This window comes from Luteibacter sp. NPDC031894 (assembly GCF_050273135.1).
GTDB lineage: Bacteria > Pseudomonadota > Gammaproteobacteria > Xanthomonadales > Rhodanobacteraceae > Luteibacter.
The window spans coordinates 391145-414882 of record NZ_JBNNMV010000002.1 but is presented as its reverse complement, the minus strand read 5'-3'; the positions used below and the strand labels follow the sequence as shown (position 1 = coordinate 414882).

General features: G+C 65.0%; 17 protein-coding genes. 16 read left to right on the top strand and 1 reads right to left on the bottom strand.

Annotated features, from left to right (window positions below; translation table 11 throughout):
* The first annotated feature begins 9 nt into the window (after positions 1 to 9).
* The 3 genes from ACQKIE_RS07845 (at position 10) to ACQKIE_RS07835 (ending at position 4054) form a co-directional block, all read left to right on the top strand.
* On the top strand, positions 10 to 1578 hold the full coding sequence (locus tag ACQKIE_RS07845) for a glycoside hydrolase family 30 protein (RefSeq protein WP_427458415.1): 1569 nt from the start codon (positions 10 to 12) through the stop codon (positions 1576 to 1578).
* A 110-nt stretch (positions 1579 to 1688) separates the two neighbouring features.
* A complete protein-coding gene (locus ACQKIE_RS07840) occupies positions 1689 to 2777 on the top strand; it encodes an aromatic ring-hydroxylating oxygenase subunit alpha (protein ID WP_427457547.1) in 1089 nt (362 codons plus the stop codon).
* Positions 2774 to 4054: an amino acid permease gene (locus ACQKIE_RS07835; RefSeq protein ID WP_427457545.1), complete on the top strand. Its 1281-nt coding sequence runs from the start codon at positions 2774 to 2776 to the stop codon at positions 4052 to 4054. The genes ACQKIE_RS07840 and ACQKIE_RS07835 overlap by 4 nt, the downstream gene beginning before the upstream one ends.
* Before the next feature lie 20 nt (positions 4055 to 4074).
* Here the strand turns inward: ACQKIE_RS07835 and ACQKIE_RS07830 are convergent, their stop codons facing one another.
* Positions 4075 to 4287 (bottom strand): DUF3820 family protein, encoded by a 213-nt coding sequence (locus ACQKIE_RS07830; RefSeq protein ID WP_427457543.1) that lies wholly within the window; start codon positions 4285 to 4287, stop codon positions 4075 to 4077.
* 228 nt (positions 4288 to 4515) lie between these two features.
* Here ACQKIE_RS07830 and ACQKIE_RS07825 point away from each other — a divergent pair, with 228 nt between their 5' ends.
* The 13 genes from ACQKIE_RS07825 to ACQKIE_RS07765 all read left to right on the top strand — a co-directional run bounded on the left by ACQKIE_RS07825 (position 4516) and on the right by ACQKIE_RS07765 (position 23634).
* On the top strand, positions 4516 to 4950 hold the full coding sequence (locus ACQKIE_RS07825) for an RNA polymerase sigma factor (RefSeq protein WP_427458413.1): 435 nt from the start codon (positions 4516 to 4518) through the stop codon (positions 4948 to 4950).
* A gap of 14 nt (positions 4951 to 4964) precedes the next feature.
* Positions 4965 to 5618 carry a hypothetical protein gene (locus ACQKIE_RS07820; RefSeq protein WP_427457541.1) on the top strand — a complete coding sequence of 218 codons (654 nt, stop codon included), beginning with the start codon at positions 4965 to 4967 and terminating at the stop codon, positions 5616 to 5618.
* A gap of 109 nt (positions 5619 to 5727) precedes the next feature.
* Complete coding sequence (locus tag ACQKIE_RS07815) at positions 5728 to 6102, top strand: BlaI/MecI/CopY family transcriptional regulator (protein ID WP_427457539.1); 375 nt, start codon at positions 5728 to 5730, stop codon at positions 6100 to 6102.
* Positions 6102 to 7625 (top strand): M56 family metallopeptidase, encoded by a 1524-nt coding sequence (locus tag ACQKIE_RS07810; RefSeq protein ID WP_427457537.1) that lies wholly within the window; start codon positions 6102 to 6104, stop codon positions 7623 to 7625. The genes ACQKIE_RS07815 and ACQKIE_RS07810 overlap by 1 nt, the downstream gene beginning before the upstream one ends.
* An 11-nt stretch (positions 7626 to 7636) precedes the next feature.
* Positions 7637 to 9139, top strand: a complete 1503-nt coding sequence (locus ACQKIE_RS07805) for a serine hydrolase domain-containing protein (protein WP_427457534.1) — start codon at positions 7637 to 7639, stop codon at positions 9137 to 9139.
* Positions 9140 to 9309: 170 nt separating this feature from the next.
* Positions 9310 to 10314 (top strand): glucokinase, encoded by a 1005-nt coding sequence (locus ACQKIE_RS07800; protein WP_427457532.1) that lies wholly within the window; start codon positions 9310 to 9312, stop codon positions 10312 to 10314.
* Positions 10311 to 12656 (top strand): beta-N-acetylhexosaminidase, encoded by a 2346-nt coding sequence (locus tag ACQKIE_RS07795; RefSeq protein ID WP_427457530.1) that lies wholly within the window; start codon positions 10311 to 10313, stop codon positions 12654 to 12656. The genes ACQKIE_RS07800 and ACQKIE_RS07795 overlap by 4 nt, the downstream gene beginning before the upstream one ends.
* A 123-nt stretch (positions 12657 to 12779) precedes the next feature.
* Complete coding sequence (locus ACQKIE_RS07790) at positions 12780 to 15980, top strand: TonB-dependent receptor (protein ID WP_427457528.1); 3201 nt, start codon at positions 12780 to 12782, stop codon at positions 15978 to 15980.
* Between the two features lie 8 nt (positions 15981 to 15988).
* A complete protein-coding gene (locus tag ACQKIE_RS07785; RefSeq protein ID WP_427457526.1) occupies positions 15989 to 17350 on the top strand; it encodes an APC family permease in 1362 nt (453 codons plus the stop codon).
* Positions 17351 to 17354: 4 nt separating this feature from the next.
* On the top strand, positions 17355 to 20063 hold the full coding sequence (locus ACQKIE_RS07780) for a glycosyl hydrolase 2 galactose-binding domain-containing protein (protein WP_427457524.1): 2709 nt from the start codon (positions 17355 to 17357) through the stop codon (positions 20061 to 20063).
* A gap of 10 nt (positions 20064 to 20073) precedes the next feature.
* Positions 20074 to 21084 carry a LacI family DNA-binding transcriptional regulator gene (locus tag ACQKIE_RS07775; RefSeq protein WP_427457522.1) on the top strand — a complete coding sequence of 337 codons (1011 nt, stop codon included), beginning with the start codon at positions 20074 to 20076 and terminating at the stop codon, positions 21082 to 21084.
* Positions 21085 to 21094: 10 nt separating this feature from the next.
* Positions 21095 to 21928, top strand: a complete 834-nt coding sequence (locus ACQKIE_RS07770) for a sulfotransferase family protein (protein ID WP_427457520.1) — start codon at positions 21095 to 21097, stop codon at positions 21926 to 21928.
* Positions 21925 to 23634 carry a bifunctional sulfate adenylyltransferase/adenylylsulfate kinase gene (locus tag ACQKIE_RS07765; protein WP_427457518.1) on the top strand — a complete coding sequence of 570 codons (1710 nt, stop codon included), beginning with the start codon at positions 21925 to 21927 and terminating at the stop codon, positions 23632 to 23634. Before ACQKIE_RS07770 ends, ACQKIE_RS07765 begins: the two co-directional genes overlap by 4 nt.
* The last annotated feature ends 104 nt before the right edge of the window (positions 23635 to 23738 follow it).

Genomic DNA, 23738 nt, shown 5'->3' with positions numbered 1-23738 from the left:
CCGCGCGTGATGGATGAGCGAGGACCGGGTTCCGGCCGGGTTGCCGCGGTCTTCGTCGCCCTGATGTCGCTGCTCACCCTGGCGGCCCTATACGCCCCGCGCTTCGAGCAGGTCAGGGCGAAGGCGGAAGTCACTCCCCAAGCGAAGCCGTTCATGCCTGCGGTCGAGGTCTGGCTGAGCACGGCGGACCGCCGGGCGAAGCTCGCGTCGCAACAGGATGTCGCGATGCGTGCGCGAGGCACGTCGCCGGCCGACATCACCATCGACCTCGACACCAAGTACCAGACCATCACCGGCTTCGGCGCGGCGATGACCGATGCGTCGGCCTGGCTCCTCCGCAACAGGTTGAACGCGGTACAGCGCCTTGCCGTGCTGCGGGAGCTGTATGGGCCACCGCCCAACCTCAACTTCAACATGATGCGCCTGACGATCGGCGCGTCGGATTTTTCGTTGAACCTCTATACGCTGGACGACATACCGTTCGGCGAGAGCGATACGGAACTGAAGTACTTCAATGTCGCGGCCAACCTGCCAGACCTCATCCCGGCGGTGCGGGACGTCCTGGCGATCAACCCCGGCCTCCTCATCGTCGCGTCGCCATGGAGCGCACCGGCATGGATGAAGACGGAGGAGAACCTGATCGGCGGCGAACTCCAGGAGCAGTACGAGAGCGCGTATGCGGACTACCTCGTCAAATACCTGGATACCTACCGCGGCCACGGCATTCCGATTTATGCACTGACCCTGCAGAACGAGCCGGCGTACTCACCGATCAGCTACCCGGGCATGCTGATGCCCGCGGCGACCCGGGCGCGCATCATAGCCAGATACCTCGGCCCCAAGCTGGCAGGGCGCACGCCAAGGACACGGATACTGGATTGGGACCACAACTGGAGCCACCCCGAACAGCCCCTCGCCGTACTGGCGAATCCGGACGCGGCGCGCTACGTCGACGGCGTCGCCTGGCATTGCTACGAAGGTAGCCAGCACGCACAAGGGCGCGTGCACCGCGAGCACCCCGAGAAGGACACGTTCATCACCGAGTGCTCCGGCGGCGACTGGGCCTTGAACGTGACGAGCTCCATGTTGTGGTTCGCGCGAAACCTTCTGGTGACAGGCACCCGGCAGTGGGCACGCGGCGTCATCTATTGGAACCTGGCGCTCGACGAGGGCTACGGCCCACATTTCGGCGGCTGCCTCCTATGCCGGGGCGTGATCACCATCGATTCGGGAACGGGCGAAGTGACGCGCAACGACGAGTACTACGCGCTGGCGCACTTCAGCAGGTTCGTGCTGCCCGGCGCCGTCCGCGTGAAATCGACGGATACCGACGCCGACAAGGGCATCGCCAACGTGGCCTTCCAGAATTCGGTCGATGGTTCCATCGTGCTGGTCATGGTCAACATCAATAAGCGCGCGCGCCCCGTTTCCGTCGCCCAGGGCCAGGCCCGCTTCGACTACACGGTGCCGGGAGAGAGCGTGGTCACGCTTCGGTGGAACCCGGATCCGGCGGCGGCGTATATACGCCGGGCCCTGGAATGGCTGGGAAATCCGCGCCCCGTGCCGACTGTCGAATAACGACGGGAGCGCGTGCCAGATTCGCTTTTACTCGCCGGCTATGCGCCCATCGTTTGATGCTGCACTGCGGTTGGATGAATACTCGGCCATCGCCGCCGCCGCCCACAGCCATGACCGATTTGCTCTCGCCGGATTCGCTAGCTCCGCAGGAGCTCGACCGTGCATTGACCTTGCCTGCGCGCTTCTACACCGATGCGCGCATGTCGGCGCTGGATGCCTCCGCGGTCTTTGCCCGTACCTGGCAACTGGTGTGCCATCAGTCGCAGGTGAGTGGCGTGGGCGACCATGTCGTCGCCGAAGTAGCCGGGCTGCCGCTGCTCATCGTCCGTAGCGACACTTCCCGCATCCGGGCATTCCACAATGTATGCCGACACCGCGCCGGACCCATCGCGAGCTGCGACGGCCAGGGCGCGAAACATCTCCGCTGCCGCTATCACGGCTGGACGTATGGCCTGGACGGGGTGCTGCGTGGCGCCCCGGAAATGGGGCGCACGCCAGACTTTCATCCCGAAGACATCCGCCTCCCCGAAGCTGACGTGCATGTCTGGCAGGGGCTCGTCTTCGTGGCTATGGGTGAGGCGCCACCATTCGAGGCGTTCGTCGCGGGCATCGATGCACGCCTCGGAGAGCACCGGGCACTGCCCGACTACCAGTTTCACCATCGCATCGCATACGACGTCGCCTGCAACTGGAAGGTCTACGTGGACAACTACCTCGAGGGGTACCACGTGCCTCATATCCACCCGGGTCTCAATAGCCTTCTCGACTATCGGAGCTATATCACCGAGACCGCCGAGTGGTACTCCTTCCAGTTCAGCCCGCTGGAGAGTGGCGACGATCTCTATGGGAGCGGGGAAGCGCTCTACTATTTCCTGTATCCGAACGCCATGCTCAACATCCTTCCCGGCCGTTTGCAGACGAACCGGGTCCTACCTTTGGGCGTGGACCGCTGCCGGGTGGTGTTCGACTTCTACTACGCACCGGACCACCGTCCGGAGGCACACGCGAGGCGGGAACGGGACATCGCCTTCAGCGACGAGGTACAGGACGAGGACGTCACCATCTGCGAGGACGTGCAGCGAGGCCTCGCCTCCGGGTCGTACGAAGCGGGGCGACTGAATCCCTTGCGCGAGAACGCGGTACACCACTTCCATGAAATGATCCGCCGCGCATACCGCGACTTTCACGCCAACGCATGAGCAACCGTCAGAGGTCGCTCGGACAATGGATGCTGATCGCGCTGGTGATCGGCAACATCATCGGATCAGGCGTCTTCGTCCTACCCGCTGCGCTGGCGCCTTATGGCGCTGCCAGTCTGATCGGCTGGGGCATCAGCCTGGCAGGGGCGTTGATGCTGGCCCTGGTGTATGCGCGCCTGGCACAGCTGATTCCCAACCATGGGGGCGCGTATGCCTATGCGCGAACCGCCTTCGGGGACCGGGTGGGATTCGTGGTGGCCTGGAGCTACTGGGTCTGTGTCTGGTCGGCGAACGCGGCGATCGCGGTGGCGTTCGCCGGCAGCCTGGGCTCGGTATGGCCGGAAGCGACGCTCACGCCGTGGCGAAGCGCCCTATGCGCGCTCGGTGCGCTGTGGATTTGCACGGCCATCAACCTGAGCGGCGTGCGCGAAGCCGGCTACACCGCGATCGTCATGACCCTCCTCAAGTTGGTGCCCCTGGTCGCCTTCGGCGTGATCGGGCTGGGCTGGGTGCATATGAGCGCCTTCGAGCCGTTCAATCCCAGCGGCTTGCCCCTGGTGAACGTGGCGTCCTCGGTGGCCGCCTTGACGCTCTGGGCATTCCTCGGGCTGGAGACGGCGACTGTGCCGACGGGGATCGTGAAAGACCCTCGGCGGACGGTGCCGCGCGCCACCATCGCCGGAGTGGCGATCGCAGGTGTCGCCACGATGCTGGCGTGCACCGTGGTGATCGGCATGCTCCCGGCCGGCGTGCTCAGCACATCGGCGGCACCGATGGCTGAGGCAGCCAGGCGCGTTTGGGGTGACGCGGCGGGCGTCGGGATCGGCGTCGTGGCCACCCTGTCGTGCTTCGGCGCCCTGAATGGGTGGGTGTTGCTGCAAGCACAGACCACGATGGCCGCCGCGCAGGATGGGTTGTTCCCGGCGGGATTCGCACGCGTGGACAAGCGCGGCATCCCCTGGATCGGCCTGTTGATCAGCAGCCTGCTGGCGAGCGCCCTGATCGCCTCCAACTACACGAGGACGCTCGCAGCGCTCTTCACCTTCACCATCCTGCTGTCGACGGCGGCAACGCTGGTTCCCTATCTCGTGACGGTCCTGGCCTGGTGGCGAGTGGACACCACGGCCGGACTATGGCGCCGTTGCATCGCCATCGGTGCACTGGTTTTCAGCCTGTGGGCGCTGATCGGAACCGGCACGGAGACGTTGTTGTGGGGTGGGGTGCTGCTCCTCGCGGGGCTACCGATCTACCTATGGCAGCGCTATGCGACCAAGTGACTTGTCGGCCCGGCGGCGGTCTATCGGCGACGCAATGGGTCGAGCAGTGCCTTCAGGCCGTTGTGATCGAGTTCGAGCGCGAGGGCGAGCAACGTGCCGAGATGACCTGCGGGAAAGCCTTTGCGGGCGTACCACGCAAGGTAGGCGCCGGGGAGGTCGGCGATGAGGCGGCCCTTGTACTTGCCGTAGGGCATGGCGACCGTCACGAGGCTCTTTAGATCTTCGGGTTTCATTAGTGCTCCCATGAAGAGCACCCATGGTATCGCCTGTATCCACGCTTGAAAGGACCGGTGACGAAGCCGGTGTGATTTTTCCGCTCGAGGCGCGAATCATGGACATGGCGCGGGGATTGGGAGAGCGTAGTGCGGTCAGAAACGATAGGGATCTCCGTGAATACCATCCGGGACCGCTTCCAGGTGCTTCTCCGGGAGCACGATCGGATCGTGTTCAAGGTCGTGGCGATGTATTGCCGGGACGTCGAGGACAGGAAGGACCTTGCGCAGGAAATTTGCGTGCAAGCATGGCGATCCTTCAGCAGCTATGACGACACTCGCCCGTTCTCCACCTGGCTCTACCGGGTCGCGTTGAACGTTGCGATTTCCTCCGTACGTCGTTTCAGTCTGCGGAAAAAGTTCATCGCGGAGATGCCCGAAGGTTTCATGGACATCGCCGATGACCGCGCGGGACCTCATGAGCCCGATGAACGCTTGCAGGCGCTCCGCGCGTTCATCGGGCACCTCGACCCCCTGAATCGTGCGTTGATGCTCCTCTATCTCGAGGATCGGAGCTATCGGGAGATTGGCGAGGCGCTGGGCATATCGGAAACCAACGTCGCCACCAAGATCAATCGTCTGAAGCAGCGCATTCGTGCTGGTATCGCCCCACCCTCCGCCTGATCAGGAGAACCACGATGGAGCTTGATGACATGAAGGCCGCATGGCGGGACATGGACCAACGGCTTGGCGCGCAGAGCGCGCTGACTCTCCACATGTTCAAGACGGCAAGGCTCGATGGGTTTCGCCACGGATTGCGCCCGTTGGCCTGGGGCCAGGCTGTGCAGATCGTAGCGGGTCTGGTTGTTGCGTATGGGGGGGCGCGTTGCTGGTCCGACAACCCTGATAGTCCGCATCTGCTCATCGCGGGCTTGATGGTGCACATCACGGGAATCTCGATGATTGTATTCGGCGCCGCGGTGGCGACGTTCATCGCGCGCATCGACTATTCCGCTCCGGTAGTCACTATCCAGAACCAGCTCTCACGGCTGCGCAAGGTGTACGTGCGCGGAGGATTGATGGCAGGACTCCCTTGGTGGGTCGTATGGGTGCCGGCTTTGATGGTGGCCCTGAAGGTAGTCTTCGGAAACGACATCTATGTCGCAGCGCCCGAATGGATATGGTTCAACCTTGCAGTCGGTTTTCTTGGGCTGGTCCTGTCCTGGCGTGGCATCAGGTGGCTTGCCAGGCGTCCCTGCTGGGGTGTGCGGGTGGAAAGGGCGGCAGCGGGTGGCAGCATCAGCCGGGCCCAGGCCTGGCTCGATGAGATAGCGCGCTTCGAGAAGGAATGACGGCAGGTCCGACGACATAAGGGACTAACTACTAAATATATAGTTGACAACCGGTTTGCCTCGGCGCATATCTACTACATCTATAGTCGATAGCTGGCCGAGAACGCGTATGAAGATCTCTCTCACCGACCGTGAGGCGGACATCATGCAGGTGCTGTGGGACCATGGCCCCTCCCTGGTGACGGATGTTCGCGAGCGCTTGAGCGACAAGCTCGCGTACACCACGGTGCTTACGGTGCTGCGTACGCTGCAAGCGAAGGGATATGTCGGCTACGAGGAGGAGGGCCGTGGGCATCGCTATTTTGCGAGCGTCAAGCAGCAAGCCGCGCGCAAGAACGCGCTACAGCACCTGACGGACAAGCTGTTCAAGGGGTCCGCCGAACTGCTGTTTTCGCAGCTGGTGTCCGACCAGAAGCTCAGCCCCGAGCAGATCAGCCGCATGCGAAAGTTGCTGTCGGAACGTTCTGGCAAGGACAAGCCGTGATGCTTGCGTGGATGGTCTACGCGATGCTTGTCGCCTTCGCCCTCAGCGCGGCCGCCTTGCTGGCGGAGCAGGCGACCAGGCATCGTCGGTGGCCCACGCGCTGGCCCTGGATGGTCTCGCTCGCGGCGTCGATACTCTTGCCGATCGCTATGGCCACCATCTCCACGCCGCGACACGATGTTGCCGGTCCGGTGGACCTCGCGGCGACCACGGTGTCCACCGCTCTATTGACGCTGCACGACAAGACGTCGATCCCGTTGGCATCGCGAGTCATCGACTGGAGCGGTGCGAAGTCATACACCTCGTCGACGCGCATCAACATGATTCTGGTGGATATCTGGCTAGCCAGTTCGTTCACGCTGGTGCTGTTCCTGGCTTTGAGTACGATCGTTTTCCACCGACGCAAGCGCCGGTGGGCGCCGAGAATCCTGTGTGGCGAGCCAGTGCTCGTGTCCGAAGGCGTGGGGCCAGCCGTCGTCGGCCTGATCCGCTCGCGCATCGTGGTGCCGGCCTGGGTGCTGACGGAGGCACCGGAACAGCAGCAATTTGTCATGGCCCATGAGCGATCGCATGTGGAGGCGCGCGATCCTTTGCTGGTAGCGGCGGCGATGGCATTCCTGGTGTCGATGCCATGGAACCCCTTGCTCTGGTGGCAGTTTCACCGCCTTCGATACGCGATCGAAGTGGATTGCGACGCTCGTGTGCTTGGCGAGGGCGGCGACGTAAGTGATTACTGCGAAACGTTGATCCATGTAGGGCAGAACCAGTCCGAGTACGTGGGAGCGGTAACCGCGATGTCGGAGTCGAAATCGCTTCTCGAGCGAAGGATCAAGATCATGCTGTCGAAGCCTAAAAAATGGGCGGGCGCATTGGCGTTTGCCTTGATCAGCGTCGCCCTTGGCATGGCGATCTTTGCGGCCCAGGTCACGCCCCCTGCAGATACCCAACAGCCCGCCGAACACCCGGTCGCGACGGATCCGAGCCTTCTCGATACGTACACGGGCTTCTATGCGCTCAGCGACTACTCGCTGGTCACGGTGGCGCGTAAAGGCAGCGGACTGACCGTTACGCCCATTGGCCAACTCCTGGCACAGGGCACGATCGACGTCGCCGCCATCAGCGATACCGAATTTTCCATACCGAGCATCGACATCACGCTCGAGTTCATCAAGGACGCCGGCGGGCAGGCCAAATCCTTGCGCGTGCGCGAGCATGGCCGCGTCGTCATGGAGGCGCCTCGTGTCGATCCGGCCACGGCGGAGCAGATTCGCGAAGGGCTGGCGGCCAGGGTCAAGGACCAGAAACCTTTTCCCGACAGCGAAAAGGCCCTGCGCCAGATTTTGAGCCACCCGGACACCGGCGGGGCCGCCAAGTTAGGACCGGTCGAGTCCTACCGGTTCGAAGGCGTCACGGACTACGGCTGGGACATCTACGACGTTCAATACCAGCATGGCGCACAGCAAGTTTTCGTCCAGCTCGACAAGCATGGCTCGCTCACGAACTTTGTCTTGCGTCGTCAATAAGGGCACTCACAATGCGGCCAATCCGAAAGCGCGTTCTCCACGGCTCGATGCTCGTCGCGAGCATGGTCGCCATGCCGGTCCTCGCCCAGCCCGGCCGGTGTCCTGCTCCCGATGAAGCCGCAGGTGGTCCAAGTAACGCGCATACGCGTTACGTCGAGACGAAGCTGCAACCTGCCGTCATCAAGCCAGGGGACAAACCATTCACTTTGGCCGAGCGCATGCGCGAGTATGACGTGCCGGGTATCAGCATCGCCGTGATTCACGACGGGAAGATCGACTGGGCGCGTGGATGGGGCGTTCGCGATACCGTGAGCTGCGCGCCCGTTACGCCGGATACCGCTTTCCAGGCTGCCTCGGTCAGTAAGGTCGCGACGGCCATGCTCGCCTTGCGCCTGGTCGAACAGGGAAAGATCGGGCTGGACCAGGATATCAACGACGCGCTTCACTCCTGGAAACTGCCTGGGGACGCGACACTCGCGCCCCATGGCGTGTCCCTTCGCCAACTGCTGAGCCATACCGCTGGACTTAGCGTCCATGGCTTCGCTGGCTATGCGCCAGGTGCACCGTTGCCCACGCCCGTCCAGATCCTGGACGGCGCACCGCCCGCCAATAGCCCCCCGGTGCGTAGCGTGCTACCCGCCGGCGCGCAGTTCGAGTATTCCGGTGGCGGTTACGTGCTGACACAACTGGCCCTCTCCGACGCGAGCGGAATGCCGTTCGAGAAACTTGCTCAACGCGAGGTGTTGGGCCCACTCGGTATGACGCGAAGCGCCTTCGCCCAGCCGCCATCACCGGCGATCCGAGCCAACATGGCGCTCGGTCACGTCAACGGCGCCCCGATACCTGGGAAATATCATGTGTATCCGGAACTCGGCCCGGCAGGACTATGGACAAGCGCAGGGGATCTCGCCCAGTTGCTGATGGACCTTCAAGCCTCGGCCGCGGGCAAGAAGGGTCATCGCCTTTCGCCCGACATGACCCGCGCCATGCTGACGCCGGTCAAGGACAACTGGGGTCTGGGAGTTGCGCTGTACACGGAAGGCGTCGCACGTTTCGGCCACGACGGCGTGAACGAAGGATTCCAGTCTTTCATGATTGCGTACGTCGACAAGGGTGAGGGCATCGTTGCCCTGACCAACGGTGGCCAGGGCCGCCGACTCATGGACGACGTCGTCCGCGCCATCGCGACCGACTACGGCTGGCGCGACATCGCGGCACCAGCGGCTGCGGAAAAGACGCTGTCGCTCGCCGAATTCTCGAAAGCGGCAGGACGCTTCAAGGGCGGCGGGCTCGACGTTCTCATCGAGGCTCGCCCGGACGGCTTGTATGCAAACGCGGGCGCTCCCGTTCCCGAACGTTTACTCACACTCTCTCCCAGGCGCTTCCGGTCGGAATCCATGGGCGTCACGGTCGAGTTCGCGCCCGACTTTTCCAGCCTCACACTCATCGAAGGCGGCCCTCCGATGAAGCTGGTGCGCACGGGGCCGGCGCCCTCCGCGGCAAAATCCAACTGACCCGCCTCCCTGTCCCGTGGCCGGTGCGGCGATCCCGCACAGGCCAAAACCCTGCTGCGCCACGACTTGACACCGGTGTCAGTCCCGTTACACCCTGATTGCGAATCCGGTGCGGGGGCGCCTTGGATGCGTGGTTCACCCTTTGGTCCGAAGCGGGTGGGGAATCGGGGATGCAATTTCTTGCGGGCGATATCGGCGGCACGAATGGCCACGTCGCGCTCATGCGCGTCGCCGACGACGGACGGGGTGAGCTGGAGACACTCGCCTATCGCGTCTTCCCCTGCGCCGCCTTCCCGTCGCTCGCCGAGCTGCTCCGGACGTTCATCGATGCCGAGTTGCGTGCGTCGGTCTCGCATTGCGTGCTGGCGTGCGCCGGCCAGGTGATGGGCGACGAGGTGGTGAACGATAACCTTGCCTGGCCAGTTCGGCCTGACGTCCTCCGCGCCGCGCTCGGCCTGAGCGAGGTGGTACTTCTCAACGATTTCGAAGCCCTGGCCCATGCGATCGACGGGCCCTTGTCCGCGAGTGGCCGGCACCTGTGCGGTCCTTCGCGTCGTGGCCCCGGGGCGTCGCTGGTGGTGGGCCCGGGCACCGGCTTGGGCGCGGCCGCGCACGTGCCCGGTGCACCGGATGCGGTGGTCCTGACCACGGAAGCCGGCCAGATGGACTTCGCGCCGCATTCCTTGCGCGAGCGCGAGGTGCTGGCGTGGCTCGCACCGGGCGGCGGTTACGTACCGGTCGAGACCATCGTCTCGGGGCCGGGCTTGCTGACCGTCTACGAGGCGCTGTGCGCGCTCGATGGCAAGGCACCGACGCTGACGACACCCAAGGCCGTCACGGCCGCGGCCGCGACCGGGGGCGACCGGCACGCAGTGGAGGCGGTGGAGCTGTTCTGTGCGGCGCTGGGGAGCTTTACCGGCAATCTCGCCATGACGTACATGCCGACCGGCGGCATCTTCCTTGCCGGTGGCTTCCTGTCCTCCATCTTCGATTTGCTGAAGCGCAGTGCGTTCGAAGAGCGTTTCCTGCATGGGCGTAGCGTCCAGACGCTGCTGGCGCAGGTGCCGGTGTGGGTCACCGAGCATGGGTGCCATGGCGTGCAGGGCGCCGCCCGCTGGTACGTGCGCCACCATGCGCCGATGGGCATCACGTCGCCGGAGGGCGCTGCCGCATGAGGCCGGGCGCGACGAGGATACGTAACCGGATCGTGCTGGTGAGCGCGGCGATGCTCATCGCCATGCTCGCGACACACGCCTTGGCCGCATCCGCACCCGTGTGGTCGCTGGTGCCCGTGCCCGCGGTCGTGAAACCGGCCGCCACGGGTACGGTCGAGATCGCCAACGGCGCGGACGTTGTCGTGCGTGGCGCCGGCGATGCCGCCATGGCGACCGTCGTGGACACCTTCATGCGGCGCGTTGCGGACGTGCGCGGGCTGACGCTGCACAAGGGCGCAAGCAGCGCAGCGCAGGCTGCGGTGACGTTCGACGTTCGTCCCGACGCGGCCGTCGTGGGCGAGGAAGGCTATGCGATCGCCGTGGGCGAGCACGGCATCGTCGTCACGGCCCGCACTGCGCGCGCCGCGTTCTACGGAAGCGTGACGGTGTGGCAGCTGATGACACAGCCGGGTTGGAAGCGTGGCGCCGCGGCGCAGGTGCCCTACGGCACGATCGAGGACCACCCCCGCTTCGCCTGGCGTGCCCTGTTGCTCGACTCCAGCCGGCACTACCAGAGCGCCGACGAGATCAAGCGGCTGATCGATGGGATGTCGCTCGACAAGCTCAATGTGCTCGTGTGGCACATCACCGATGACCAAGGCTGGCGCCTGCCGGTGCCCAAGTATCCGGACCTGTCCACGAAAGGTGCGTGCCGAGAGGCCGTCGGTAACGACAGCGAAGTGTCGGGCGCGCACGACAAGCCGTACTGCAAGGTCTACACGGCCGCCGAGATCCGCGACATCGTGCGCTATGCCGCCGAGCGCTACGTGGATATCGTGCCGGAGATCGATCTTCCGGGGCATTCGCAGGCCGCCATTGCCGCCTACCCCTGGCTCGGCGTCACGGGCAAGCGTCCGCCGGTGTGGACCGACTGGGGGGTCAGCCCCTGGCTGCTGAATCCGAACGCGAAAACCCTGCGCTTCGTCGACGACGTGATGGACGAGGTGATGCGCTTGTTCCCGTCGCGCTACGTCTCTTTCGGTGGGGACGAGGCGGATAAGCAACAGTGGAACGCCTCGGCCGAGACCAACGCCCAGATGAAGGCGCTGAAGCTCGCCAACATGGATGCGTTGCAAGGCTGGTTCATGCAGCAGGTCGCCACGTACCTGACCGACCATGGCCGCATCCCGGTGGGTTGGGACGACGAAGTCGCCGCCGGCGTCGCGCTGCCGCGCGAACAGGTGGTGATGTCCTGGCATGGCGACCACGATGAGCGCGTGGCGCTCGCCGCCTTGCGCCAGGGCCACGACGTGGTCATGACACCCCAGGAGTCGCTGTACTTCGACCACCTGCAGTCCAGCCACCCCGACGAGTGGGCCGGACCACCGCCGGAGGTGACGTTGCGCCAGGCGTATGACACGCAGCTGGTGCCGCCAGGCACCAGCGCGGAACAGGCAAAGCACATCATCGGCGTGCAGGCCGGCCTTTGGGCCGAGCAGATGCTGACCTTCGCGCACATCGAGCACGCCACGTTCCCGCGCGTGGCCGCACTGGCGGAACTGGGTTGGTCGCCGGCGTCGACGCACGACTGGAACGGGTTCGCAGTGCGCCTTCCGGCTCAGATGGTTCGCTATCGCGCGCTCGGTATTGGCGTCGCGGACAGCGCATTCGCGCCAACCTTCGATGTGTCGCGTGCTACGAACGGCGATCTTCGCGTCGTGCTCGCCAACCAGGTCCATGGCGGCGGTATCCGTTACACCACCGATGGCACGGAACCCGGCCCACGCTCCGCGACGTACACGCGACCACTCTCGTTGCCCGCAGGCACCACGGTGCGAGCCGCGACGTTCGCACCGGATGGCAGCCTGCTTGCCGCGACACGTTCGACATCGCTGGACGAGGCCACGCTGTGGAGTCGTGACAGCGCCGCGCTACAGACCTGCTCCGGCGAGCCGCCATCCCGACTGCAAGGTGCCCGACCGTCGCACGGTGCGAGCCCTGTGTACGCGGTCGAGATCGGCAATGCTTGCTGGATGTGGCCGAAAGCGGACGTGCAGGGCGCCACGCACGTCACGGTGACAGCTGAAAAGCTGCCCTGGCGCTACGGCGACGAAGCGCGCGGCGCGGCGGTACGCGACAGCAAGGGTGCGGACGACGCCATGGAGATCCACGCCAACCGGTGCGATGGGCCGCGGCTTGCGACGTTGTCGCTCGGCCATGCCATGCCGGCGAGCGGACAGGTGCATCTGGAGACGACCTTCTCCACGCCCATCGCGGCGGATGCGCATGCCTTATGTGTGTTTGCAACGGGCGACCCACGCGAGGGGCAGTGGGCGCTGGGAAAGATTTCGTTCTCGAAGTAAGGCGGTGCGCGGGGGCGCGCCGGGTTTTGGGGAAAACAAGGATCGGCACCACAACGGCGTGCGCTTTCGGGCGCGGCCGGGCATTACGCGTTCCCGACAGGCAACAGTCACGAGGTTACGGCCATGTCCACAGCACTTCGCAAGCATCCCTTGTCGTTCGCCATCACGGCGACACTGCTAGTCGTCGCTTCGACATCGGCAGGGGCTTCCACCTTCTTCGACGTGCAGCAGGACGCGCCGCCCGCACAGGCAGCCACCACGCAAGCCACGCCGCCCGCGGCCGCCGCGAAGAAGGGGAGTGGTCAGAACGGTCAGGACGACACAGGGAAGCATGCCGTCGACCTTTCGGGCGTCACGGTCACCGGTGTCCGCGCATCGCAGATGAAGGCGATCGACGTGAAGCGCGACGCCGACAAGATCCAGGACAGCATCACGGCCGAGAACATCGGTGCGCTGCCCGATACAACGATCACCGATTCGCTCCAGCGCATCACGGGTGTGCAGATCAACCGCGACGCGGGCGTGGGTACGTCGGTGGACGTCCGAGGCCTGCCCCAGGTCGGGACCATGCTCAACGGCGAGGTCTTCATCACCGCGGACCAGATCGACTCCCAGCAGCCTGACTTCAGCATGCTGCCGTCGACCCTGTTCCACGGCGCGGACGTGGTCAAGTCGGCCACCGCGAACGAAACCGACGCGGGCATCAGCGGCGCGATCGACCTGCACACGTACCGCCCCTGGGACCTGCCTTCCGGCTTCACGTACAGCTACTCCGCCAACGGCGAGCGCGGCTCGACCACGAAGCACACCGGACCGGAGGCGAACGGCCTCTTCTCCTACAACGACAGCGGCCGGTGGGGTTTCCTCCTATCCGGTGACTACTCCGATACGCGGCGCATGAACTCCACCGAGGGCCTGGACCAGTATGGCGCGGTGCTCAACGGTGAGAACGCCGCGAGCGCCGGCGGCTATAACGGCTTCCTGACGCCGTGGAACGGTGCGCCCATTCCGTCGCAAATCGTGCAGAACGCCGACGGCAGCGTGGACGTGAACGGCGACGGCAAATCCAACGGTGTCTTCCTGGGCAGCCAGAACTTCGGCATCAACCAGATCATCACCCAGCGGCAGCGGAAGTCGGGCAACGCCTCCTTCCAGTTCGACATCGGCAACGGCTTCAGCCTCACGAGCGATTACTTCTACTCGCAGCAGCACGAGTTCGACCGGAACGTCGGCGTCCAGTTCAACTCCACCAACTGGCAGGGTGCGACATACGTGCCGTTGCAGTCGCAGGATACGGGCCGCCCGGCGCTGGGCTCGTACGGCACGCCCGAGCCGGGCTGGGAAGGCTCGAACATCTACACCACGCAGGTCTACCAGAAGTGGCCGGGCGACGTGGAGTCGTACTCGTCGATGATCCGCAAGTTCTCGGTAGCGAAGAACCTGAACCTGCAACTGGACTACGACAACGGCGGCCCCTTCACCGCGACGCTTCGCGGTATCCATGACACGGCGTCCCAGTCCCTGCAGGAAACCGACGTCAACATTTCCGATTCCGACGGTGCCCTTTGGCCCAACGTGCTGAAGGACGGCGTGCCAGACGAGGCGGTGCCGCCCGGGACGATGGTGTATCCCGCCGAGCTGGGCGGCAATCGTGTGTTCAATCCCACGGGCATTCCGCAGAACACGATTCCCATCGTGGCCGACTTCCGGGGCCGTTACCTGAAGATCAACACGCCGGCCGAACTCGCGGCGGCGTTCGCCGATCCCAACGCCTGGACCTTCAAGACGCTCGAGTCGTCGGGCAATTACGACCGCCAGGTGGCCCTCAACGCCTTGCGCTTCGACGGCAAATTCGACTTCGACGATGGCTTCAAGCTCGAGTTCGGCGTGCGCAACAGCATCCGCAGCGCGGACAACAAGGGCTGGACGTTCGAGACGCCGGTCTACGCGGGGATGGGCGCGAGCGACCCGAATGGGTGCCTGGTGCGCTACGTCGGTGCCGACGTGGTGCTGAACAGCGGAGCATGTACGGCCGGTAACGATCAGGGTTACTTCCGCGCGGGTCCCTTGTCGGCCATCTCCATGCCGAACACCGCGGCCCCGCTCGCCAATAACTTCAAGGCTTATAACAACCTGCTCGGCTCCGGCATCAACTTCTGGGCGATCGACCCCGATGCGATGAAGAATCCGGAGGCTTACTGGAAGTCGCTGTACCCGGACACCGTGCGGGTCGGCGAGCCAGGCACGACATGGGCCGTGCGGCTCAAGGAGTTGTCGGGTTACCTGCAGGGCGACTTCAACGGCACGATCGGCGACATGCCCTACAGCGGCAACGTGGGCGTGCGGCTGATTCGCAGCAATCTCGACGTGACGCAGCACCTGAGCGGCGATCCGGGTGCCTACGGCAACGAGCCGGAAGACGTGGGGCGGGATATCACGAAGCGGTCGTACCAGGACGTGCTGCCCTCGGCGAACTTCGCCCTGGATGTGACCGACAGCCTGAAGTTCCGCCTGGCGTACTCGAAGAACATGATGCCGCTTGACCTGAGCACCTGGGCGGGCGGCCTGCAGCTGAACTATTCGTTGTCCGAGACGCCGGATGGACCCGTGTTCCGTGTCGCCAACGGCACCTCCAGCGGCAACCCGAACCTCAACCCGTGGCGCTCCACCAACTTCGGTGCCTCGGCTGAGTACTACATCAACCCCACCAGCATGGTCAGCCTCGCGCTGTTCCGCATCAACGTGGACAGCTTCATCAAGAACGGCAGCGTCACCAACTGCACGCTGCCCGACGAAGATGGCGTGGTGCGCAATCACTGCATCGTCATCACGCAACCCGTGCAGGGCACCGGCAACAGCATCAAGGGCGCCGAGTTCGACTACCGCCAGGGCTTCACCTTCCTTCCGGGTATCCTTTCGAAGACGGGCATGGAGGTGAACGCCACTTACGCGCCCAGCAACTCCGGCGAGAAGGACCTCGCGGGCAAGGAGATCCCGTTCCAGGACAACTCCACGAAATCGGGCAACTTCATCCTGTGGTACCAGGACGACCGCTTCCAGGCCCGCGTGGCGTACAACTACCGTTCGCGGCGCGCGGTGGCCGATAGCGTCGGTGGCATCACCGGCCTGGAGATGTACGAGGCTCCGCAGGAATACATCGATGCGTCCATCTCGTACAAGTTCGCCAAGCAGCTGGAGGTGTTCCTCAATGGCACGAACCTGACGAACGAGTACCAGCGCTACTACCTCACATGGAAGAACCAGCCCGGGCACTCGACATTCTCGGAGCGTATGTTCATGTTCGGCATCCGTGGCCAGTGGTAGGGGAATCCATGAGCGAGCGCAGTTTCCACCGGTCGATCGGGGTCTTCTCGGGCACCGCGATCAACATGACGCAGATGTGCGGGATCGGGCCGTTCATCACCATTCCGCTGATGGTGGCGGCAATGGGCGGCCCACAGGCCATCGTCGGTTGGATCGTGGGTGCCTTGCTGGCGATGGCCGACGGGCTGGTGTGGGCGGAACTCGGTGCGGCCATGCCGGGTTCCGGCGGTACCTATGTGTACCTCCGGAAGGCCTTCCAGGAACGCACGGGCAAGCTCATGCCGTTCCTCTTCATCTGGACGATGCTGCTGGCCATCCCCTTGCTGATGTCCACGGGCATCATCGGTCTCGTGGAGTACCTGCACTTCTTCTTCCCGAACATGGGCTGGTGGACCGCGCACATCGTCGGCGTGGCGGCGACCGCGCTCGTGACATGGTTGCTGTACCGGCGGATCGAGTCGGTGCGCGTCATCACCATCGCGCTATGGGTGATCATGCTTGTCTCGATCATCGGCGTGGCGGCGGCGGGCTTCTCGCATTTCGACGCCAGGCTTGCGTTCGACTTCCCGCCCGATGCGTTCGGTCCCCGTTTCTTCGTCGGCCTCGGGGCGGGACTCATCATCGGTGTCTACGACTACCTGGGTTACAACACCACCGCTTACATCGGCGACGAATTGCGCGATCCGGGCCGAACCATGCCGCGCTCGATCATCATCTCGATCACCGCGATGATGGTGGTGTACCTCCTCCTCAACATCAGCGTGCTGGGTGTAGCCCCGTGGCGGGAGATCGCGGCATCCAAGTCCGTCGCGTCGCTGGTGGTCGAGCGCAGCTGGGGCCACACCGCCGCCGCGGTCATGACCGCCCTCATCATCATCACCGCGCTGGCCTCGGTGTTCACCGGTCTGCTGGGCGGCTCGCGCGTGCCGTTCGAGGCGGCGCGGGACAAGGTCTTCCTCTCGGCATTCGGCCGGCTGCATCCGAAGGAGGCTTTCCCCCATGTCGCCTTGCTGACCATGGGCGTGGTCACGGCCATCGGTACCTTCCTCGACCTGACCGAAGTCATCAACATGTTGCTGACGGCGACCATCCTCGTACAGTCCGTCGCGCAGATCGTCGCGCTCATCGTGCTTCGGCGGCGCGAGCCACAGCTCCATCGGCCCTATAAGCAATGGCTCTACCCGGTGCCGTGCATCATTGCGCTGGTCGGCTGGGTATACGTCTACGTGTCCGCATCGGCCCTCTCGCTGATGCTTTCGGGCGCATGGATCGTCGCCGGGCTGGTGGTGTTCGCGCTATGGGCGCGGGTGAATGCCGCGTGGCCTTTCGCACCGCTTGAAATCCAACACCCTGCCGCCGGGGAGCACTGACGTCATGCAGCGCGCAGCACGAACCACCTTTGCCGCCGTCATGTTGCTGGGCCTCGGCTCCGGTCAGACGGCGATGGCACGTACCACCTATGCCGATACACGCGTTGCCGCCGAGGCGGGAACCGTCAATCCTATCAACCGTTGGCAGATGCAGGACGTCGCAAAGGCGCAGCAGGGCGGCGAAGCGATTTCCGCGAGCGGGTTCGCCACCAAGGACTGGTATCCCGTCACCGGGCGCGCCACGGTGATGGCTGGCTTGCTGGAGAACGACGTCTTCAAGGGAGACGTGTTCCACAGCGACAACCTCCGCGCCGTGCAGGTGCCCGATGCCAGCGGCAACCTGTTCGTGACGCCGTGGTGGTACCGGGCCGGATTCAACCTGCCCAAGGCTCCCGGGACGCGCCATACCTTGCTGCGCACGCACGGGATCATCGCCAGCGCGGACGTCTGGGTGAACGGGCAGAAGGTCGCCGACCATGCGGATATCGCGGGCGCGTACCCCATGCACGACATCGATGTGACACGGTGGGTACGCGCCGGCGCCAATGCCGTGGCATTCAAGGTGTATCCGGGCGACCCGCGAATGAGCCTGTCCATCGGCTGGGTCGACTGGAATCCCACGCCGCCGGACAACAACATGGGCCCTTGGCGCGGCGTGGACATCATTCAGACCGGCCCGGTGGCGTTGAGCGCGGCGCACGTGGCCCCGACGCTATCGGCGGACCTCAAGCAGGCGACGCTGGCCGTGAGCGTTACCGCGACGAACCTGGATACGGTGGCCCACGAAGCCATCGTCTCGGGCACCGTCGCTGATACCCCGGTGCAGCAGACGGTCCGTCTCGCCCCGGGCGAGGTGAAGGTCGTATCGCTCGCCGCCGGAGCGACACCGGCCGTGGTGCTGGACAACCCCAAGGTGTGGTGGCCCATCGGCATGGGCGAACACCCGCTGTACCAGATGGCGGTCACCGCGACGGTGGACGGCGCGGCATCGGACCGTGCGGCGACGACGTTCGGCGTACGACGCGTCGAATCGACGCTCACCCGACAGGGCTATCGCCAGTTCATCGTCAACGGCCAGCCCTTGCTGATACGCGGCGGTGGCTGGGCGCCGGACATGTTCCTGCGCGACGACCCGGCGCGCATGGAGGCCGAATTCAGCTACGTGGTGAACCTCGGCATCAACACCATCCGCAGCGAAGGCAAGCTGGAGAACGACCGGTTCTACGACCTCGCCGATCGCAACGGCATCCTCGTCCTGCCCGGCTGGGAATGCTGTGACAAATGGGAAGCCGCCGCCAAGACGGGTGGCGAGCCTTGGAACGACGCCGACGTGCGCGTGGCGCAGGCATCGATGGCCACCGAGGCGCGCCTGTTGCGTAACCATCCCTCGGTCATCGGCTTCTACATCGGCAGCGACCACGTGCCACCGCCGGCGCTTGCGAAGATGTATGCGGATACGCTGCGGGCCGAAGGCTGGTCGCTGCCCGTCATCTCCGCGGCCGTGGACGAGAAGACGGCCGAAGCCGGCCCGTCCGGCATGAAGATGGCCGGTCCGTACGATTGGATTCCGCCGTCGTACTGGTACGCGGATAAGTTGGGTGGGGCGTTCGGCTTCGATTCGGAGGTCAGCGCGGGCGCGGTCATTCCGCGCCTCGAGGACGTGCAGCGCATGCTGTCGACGCAGGAACAGGAAGCCTTGTGGAAATACCCGGAGGTCCGGCAGTACCACGCCTCGGCCGACTGGTCGACCTTCGCCGTGCTTACGCCTTTCGATACGGCGTTGGCGAAACGCTACGGCGCGCCCACCGGCCTCGCCGATTATGTGGCGAAGGCCCAGCTCGACAATTACGACAACGTGCGCGCGCAGTTCGAAGCGTTCAACGCGCACATGGGTGCCGCCAACCCGGCCACCGGCGTCATTTACTGGATGCTCAACAACGCGTGGCCATCGCTGCACTGGCACCTGTACGACTACTACATGAACCCGGCAGGCGCATACTACGGCGCGAAGAAGGCCAACGAGCCGGTGCATATCCAGTATTCGTACGATTCGCGTTCCATCGTCGTGGTGAACCACACGCTGGACGAACGGCACGGGCTGCAGGCCTCGATAAAGGTCCGCAACCTCGATGGCAGCGTGCGCTACCAAAAGCAGGTGCAGGGGATCGACCTGCCGGGCAACCGCGCACAGCCGGTGCTCGACCTGCCGCCGGTCGCGGGATTGTCGACTGTCTACTTCATCGAGCTGGAGCTCACCGCCGTCGACGGCAAAGCCGTGAGCCGCAACGTCTACTGGCTGTCCACACGCGAGGACAAGCTCGACTGGGCGAAATCGAACTGGTACCTCACGCCGGTCACGCAGTACGGCGACTTCACCGCCCTGGCATCGCTGCCGAAGGCGACTCGCGAGGTCCACGTCACGACCGTGCGCGACGGGAACGAGGAGGTGGCCACAGTGACGCTCTCCGTACCCGCTTCCTCGCCATCGGCCGCCGTGCAGGAGCACCTGGCGATACGCCGTGGCGCGAAGGGCGACCTTGCGCTGCCCGTGACCTGGACTGACAATGACGTCACGCTCTGGCCCGGCGAATCCGTCGTGCTGACGGCGCGCTATCCGGCGCAAGGCAAGGCGGGCACGGTGGTCGAGGTATCCGGTTGGAACACGCCCGCGGCGCAGGTCGTGGCGGGAGTCACCCAGGGAACGAAGCATTGAAGAGGCCTTCATGTCGCGCGTGACCATCAACGATGTGGCCCGTGCGTCCGATACGTCGAAGAAGACCGTTTCGCGCGTGCTCAACCAGGAACCCGGCGTGCGCAAGGAGGTGCGCGACCGCGTGATGGCGGCCGTCGCCGAGCTCAACTACCGGCCGCTCACGTCGGCGCGCAGCCTCGCCTCCAATCGTTCCTTCATGATTGGCCTGCTCTACGACAACCTGTCGCCCAGCTACGTCATGGAAGTGCAGGCGGGTGTGCAGGAGGCCTGCGAGACGCACCAGTACAGCATGATGGTGCAGCCGCTGGACTCCAAGGCGCGGGACTTCATGGAACGCGTCGAAGGCATCCTGTGGCGGCACCGCCCCGACGGCCTGATCCTCACGCCACCCATCACCGACCACCCGGCGCTGCTCGCGCACCTGCGCGCCGTCGAACTGCCGTTCGCGTCCATCGCGCCACGCAAACCCAAGGGCATCGCCGGCGTCATACTCCAGGAGCGCGAGGCCGCCGCGGCGATGGTGGACCACCTGGTGGCACTGGGGCACCGCCGCATCGCGCACATCATCGGTGATCCGAAGCACGGCGCGGGTGTATGGCGCCTTGCGGGATACCGCGATGGGCTGAAGCGCGCGGGGTTGGCGGAACGCGCCGACTACATGGTCCAGGGCCAGTTTTCGTTCGAATCGGGCGTGAAAGCCGCCCGCCAGCTGTTGCGCCTGAAGCAGCGGCCCACGGCGATCTTCGCCGCGGACGACGACATGGCCGTCGGCGCCATCTGGGCCGCCGCCGAAGCCGGCGTGACGGTGCCGGGTGACGTATCGATCTGCGGCTTCGACGACACCACGATCGCCACGCAGGTGTGGCCCCTGCTCACCACGGTGCACCAACCCGTGCGCGACATGGGCAAGCGTGCCACGGAGGAACTCCTGTTGGGCCTCCTCGGCAAGGGCGAGCCCCGTATGGTCGAAGTCGATTACCAAATGCGCCTGCGTGCGTCCACGGCGCCCGCACCCCGATAGAGGAAGGACCATGCCAGCTCCTGACACCCAGCGCCGGTTCCATTTCATTTCCGGCCTTCCGCGCGCGGGCACCACGTTGCTTGCCGCCATCCTGAACCAGAACCCGCGCTTCCGCGCCGGCATGACCAGTCCCCTGGCCGACATCATGGGCGTCGTGGTGGCGGAAGCCAGCAGCAAGAACGACTTCGCCTTCGATGTCACGGACGAACAGCGCGTGGCCGTGCTGCGGGGGCTCGTGGAGAACTTTTACTCGGTCGATCGCCGCCCGGAGGCGGTGTTCGACATGAGTCGCTTGTGGTGCAGCCGCATGGGCCTGCTGGATGCCTTGTTCCCGGGGGTGAAGGTCATTGCCTGCGTACGCCAGCTGGCCTGGGTGCTCGACAGCATGGAGCGCTTGGTCCTGAAGCAGCCGGTGAGCGTCAGCAAGGTGTTCCGCTTCGACACGAACACGACCGTGTATTCCCGCGTCGAGGCACTGACCGATCCGCGCGGGATGGTCGGCTTCGCCTACCAGGCCACCAAGGAAGCGTTCTACGGTGAGTACGCACGCGACCACCTGTTGCTGCTGACCTACGAGAGCCTGGTGCGCGATCCGGAGACGGCGATGCGCGCGGTATACGGATTCCTTGGCGAGCCCTGGTTCGAGCACGACTTCGACAACATTGCCTACAGCGCCGACGAGTTCGATGCGCGCGTCGGCATGCCGGGCTTGCATGTCGTCCGCGCCAAGGTCGAGGCTGTCGAGCGCACGCCGGTCCTTCCGCGCGAGGTCTTCGGGCGTTTCGCCAACGAGGCCTTCTGGGCGGACCCGAAGAACAACGTCAACCAGGTGACCATCGTTTGACGACGCTGATCGCGCCGCACGGCGGCGCCCTCAAGGAACTTTACCTGCCGGAGGCGGAAGCGCTCGACGCACGGCACGCATGCGGCGCACTACCCAGTGTCGTGCTCGACCATCGGCATCTTTGCGATCTCGAGCTGCTCCTCGACGGAGCATTTTCGCCACTCGAAGGATTCATGGGCGAGGTGGATTACGACGCCGTGGTCAACGGCCTCCGTCTGGCCGACGGTACGCTCTGGCCCATGCCGATCGTGCTCGATGTCTCCGAGCAGGCTGCCGCATCGTGTTCGATCGGACAGGACGTCGTGCTGCGCGACATCCAGGGCACGGCCTTCGCGATACTCACCCTGACCGACGTGTTTCGCCCGGACAAGACTCGGGAAGCCCTGCAGGTCTATGGCACGCTGGACCGAGCGCACCCGGGCGTCGCCGACCTGCTAGGCCGTGGCGACGTCTACCTAGGGGGCCGTCTTCGCGGTGTCCAGCGACCGGCACACTACGACTTCACCGACCTGCGCGCGTCTCCGCGCGAGATGCGCGCGTACCTCGCCGATCAGGGTTGGGAGCGCATCGTCGCCTTCCAGACGCGCAACCCGCTGCACCGCGCACACGTCGAGCTTACGCGCCGGGCCATGCAGGCCACCGGTGGCAAACTCTTGCTGCATCCCGTCGTCGGGCGTACGCGGGAGGGCGATGTCGATACGTACACGCGGGTCCGCTGCTACCGGGCGTTGCTGTCGCATTACCCCGCTGACGCCGTGAAGCTGTCCGTCCTGCCGCTGGCCATGCGCATGGCCGGTCCTCGTGAAGCACTCTGGCACGCCATCATCCGAAAGAACTTCGGCGCGAACTTCTTCATCGTCGGGCGTGACCATGCAGGACCGGGGAGGGACGCTTCGGGACGGCCCTTCTACGAGCCGCTGGCCGCGCAAGCGCTGGTCCAGGCACATGCCGACGAATTGGGCATCACCGTCCTTCCCTTCGCGCCGATGGTGTATTCGCCCGAACGGCAGGCCTACGTGTCCACCGACGAGCTGCATGCGGGCGAAGCCGTGGCCGACATCTCGGGCACCGAACTGCGCAAGCACCTCCGCGATGGCAGTCCCATCCCGGAGTGGTTCACGTATCCGGATGTCGAAGCGATCCTCCGGCAGCGCTTCCCGCGCCCCGTCAATCGCGGGTGCGCCGTCTTTTTCACCGGACTGTCCGGCGCCGGCAAGTCGACCATCGCGCAGGCACTCATGGCCGCCATCCTGGAAAACACGGGGCGGCAAGTCAGCATGCTGGACGGCGACGAGGTGCGGAGGACGTTGTCGGCGGGGCTTGGATTCTCGCGCGCCGATCGATCCGCCAACATCCTCAGGATCGCGTACGTCGCATCGGAAATCGTACGCCACGGCGGCATCGCCATCTGCGCGCCGATCGCGCCGTATGCCGACGACCGGGCGGCAGCCCGCGCGATGGTCGAAGCGCAGGGCGACTTCATCGAGGTGCATGTCAACACCAGCCTCGATGTCTGCGAGGCGCGCGACACCAAGGGACTGTATGCACAGGCGCGTTCGGGTGCGCTCAAACATTTCACCGGCATCAGCGACCCGTACGAGGTGCCGGAAACGCCCGACCTCAGACTGGATGGCGCGGCGCAGACGCCGGCACTCCTTGCTGATCGTATCGTCGGCTTGCTGAGGGAGCGCCAGTTGATCGTCTAGATGGGCGCTGCCTTTGCGCTATCCCAGCCGCTTCGGCGAGGCTTGCGATAAACCGCCGCCACTGTTGCCCCGCAGGCACCGCTGCGATGTTCCAGGCGTGGCTA

What these genes read in the sequence shown, in the direction of transcription:
- ACQKIE_RS07845 (WP_427458415.1), top strand. Translation starts at nt 10, where the DNA reads ATGGATGAGCGAGGACCGGGTTCCGGCCGGGTTGCCGCGGTCTTCGTC.
- ACQKIE_RS07840 (WP_427457547.1), top strand. Translation starts at nt 1,689, where the DNA reads ATGACCGATTTGCTCTCGCCGGATTCGCTAGCTCCGCAGGAGCTCGAC.
- ACQKIE_RS07835 (WP_427457545.1), top strand. Translation starts at nt 2,774, where the DNA reads ATGAGCAACCGTCAGAGGTCGCTCGGACAATGGATGCTGATCGCGCTG.
- ACQKIE_RS07830 (WP_427457543.1), bottom strand. Translation starts at nt 4,287, where the DNA reads ATGAAACCCGAAGATCTAAAGAGCCTCGTGACGGTCGCCATGCCCTAC.
- ACQKIE_RS07825 (WP_427458413.1), top strand. Translation starts at nt 4,516, where the DNA reads ATGTATTGCCGGGACGTCGAGGACAGGAAGGACCTTGCGCAGGAAATT.
- ACQKIE_RS07820 (WP_427457541.1), top strand. Translation starts at nt 4,965, where the DNA reads ATGGAGCTTGATGACATGAAGGCCGCATGGCGGGACATGGACCAACGG.
- ACQKIE_RS07815 (WP_427457539.1), top strand. Translation starts at nt 5,728, where the DNA reads ATGAAGATCTCTCTCACCGACCGTGAGGCGGACATCATGCAGGTGCTG.
- ACQKIE_RS07810 (WP_427457537.1), top strand. Translation starts at nt 6,102, where the DNA reads ATGCTTGCGTGGATGGTCTACGCGATGCTTGTCGCCTTCGCCCTCAGC.
- ACQKIE_RS07805 (WP_427457534.1), top strand. Translation starts at nt 7,637, where the DNA reads ATGCGGCCAATCCGAAAGCGCGTTCTCCACGGCTCGATGCTCGTCGCG.
- ACQKIE_RS07800 (WP_427457532.1), top strand. Translation starts at nt 9,310, where the DNA reads ATGCAATTTCTTGCGGGCGATATCGGCGGCACGAATGGCCACGTCGCG.
- ACQKIE_RS07795 (WP_427457530.1), top strand. Translation starts at nt 10,311, where the DNA reads ATGAGGCCGGGCGCGACGAGGATACGTAACCGGATCGTGCTGGTGAGC.
- ACQKIE_RS07790 (WP_427457528.1), top strand. Translation starts at nt 12,780, where the DNA reads ATGTCCACAGCACTTCGCAAGCATCCCTTGTCGTTCGCCATCACGGCG.
- ACQKIE_RS07785 (WP_427457526.1), top strand. Translation starts at nt 15,989, where the DNA reads ATGAGCGAGCGCAGTTTCCACCGGTCGATCGGGGTCTTCTCGGGCACC.
- ACQKIE_RS07780 (WP_427457524.1), top strand. Translation starts at nt 17,355, where the DNA reads ATGCAGCGCGCAGCACGAACCACCTTTGCCGCCGTCATGTTGCTGGGC.
- ACQKIE_RS07775 (WP_427457522.1), top strand. Translation starts at nt 20,074, where the DNA reads ATGTCGCGCGTGACCATCAACGATGTGGCCCGTGCGTCCGATACGTCG.
- ACQKIE_RS07770 (WP_427457520.1), top strand. Translation starts at nt 21,095, where the DNA reads ATGCCAGCTCCTGACACCCAGCGCCGGTTCCATTTCATTTCCGGCCTT.